The sequence below is a fragment of the Microcoleus sp. PH2017_24_DOB_U_A genome, from assembly GCF_020738205.1.
Lineage (GTDB): Bacteria > Cyanobacteriota > Cyanobacteriia > Cyanobacteriales > Microcoleaceae > Microcoleus.
The window spans coordinates 1-1,408 of sequence record NZ_JAEQCT010000209.1; the positions used below are offsets into that span (position 1 = coordinate 1).

Sequence of the window (1,408 nt, forward strand, 5' to 3'; positions counted from 1 at the left end):
TGACCAAGAAAATGGGATACAAGCCCCGTCCTTTTAGGACGGCTTTTCTTGATTTCTAATATACTCTTTCAATACTTCTAAGGGTGCGGCACCAACGGATAGACCAAGTACATTCTAAGTTCTGTAAAAGAATAGCACTCTCGACCATAAAGGTTCTCATCGTTGGCAAACCAAGATATGATTTAGTAGCAGACCAATTCTAGCATAGTGATGAAAGCAAGATATCGCTACAGATTTTACCCAACCAGCCAACAGCAGCAGGGCTTAGCTCAACTGTTTGGCTGTGTGCGGGTGGTCTGGAATGATGCGCTTGCACTTTGCAAACAGTCAGATAAAAAGCCTAGTTCAGCGGATTTGCAAAAAATCGTCATTACCCAAGCCAAGAATACTGAAGAAAGAGTTTGGCTAGGAGATGTGTCATGCGTTCCCTTGCAACAATCTGTTGCCGATTTAGATGTTGCTTTCAAGAACTTTTTCAACTCCTGCAAAGGTAAGAGAAAAGGGCGTAAAGTTGGATATCCTAAATTCAAGAAAAGAGCCAGTAGTCAATCGGCACGTTTTAGAGTTGGAGGATTTTCTATCAAAGGTGATGGTGTCTACTTAGCCAAGATTGGAATTGTTAATCCAATATGGTCTAAAAGTCTTCCGTCTGAGCCTAGTTCTGTGACGGTAATCAAGGACTGTGCAAACCGCTATTTCTTGAGTTTTGTTGTAGAGGTTCAATCAATTCAAATTGAAGCTAAGAATCCAAGTATCGGAATTGATTTAGGCATTAAAACCTTTGCGGTAATGAGCAATGGCGAAAAAGCCGAAAGTCCTGGCTATAAAAAGTTAGACCAGAAAGTTCGTAAGCTACAACGCAAATTAGCTCGTCAGCCAAAAGATTCTAAAAGAAGGAATGTAACTCGCATTAAAATTGCCAAGTTACACAATCGAATTGCCGACACCCGCCAAGACTTCCTACACAAATTGTCAACCAAAATAGTCAACGAAAACCAAGTAATTATTTTGGAAGATTTGAACGTGTCAGGCATGGTCAAGAATCGTAAACTTGCCAGTGCAATTAGTCTGCAAGGATGGAGAGAATTCAGGACTCTTTGTGAGGGCAAGTCGGAGAAATTTGGCAGGGAATTCAAGGTAATTAGTAGGTGGGAATCGACTAGCCAAATCTGTGCAGATTGTGGATTCAAATGGGGGAAGATTGATTTATCTATTCGTTCAGTGCTTTGCGTCAGTTGCGGTGTTGAGCAAGATAGAGATGAAAACGCTGCTAGGAATATAGAAATGGTCGGCATGGGGCATCGGCACGACCTTAAATGTACGCGGAGACAGAGTAAGACTATGAAAGGTAGCATCAGTCGATGAGGCGTAAAGAATCCCCGCGCGTTTACGCCGGGGAGTATGTCAA

The 1,408-nt window shown here is 42.2% G+C and carries 1 protein-coding gene; it reads left to right on the forward strand.

Translation table 11 applies throughout. The features are described 5' to 3' along the window. Positions 1-210 precede the first annotated feature (210 nt). The gene (locus JGK07_RS33050) at positions 211-1,365 is read left to right on the forward strand and encodes a transposase (RefSeq protein ID WP_293223421.1); all 1,155 of its coding nucleotides are present in this window, start codon (positions 211-213) and stop codon (positions 1,363-1,365) included. The last annotated feature ends 43 nt before the right edge of the window (positions 1,366-1,408 follow it).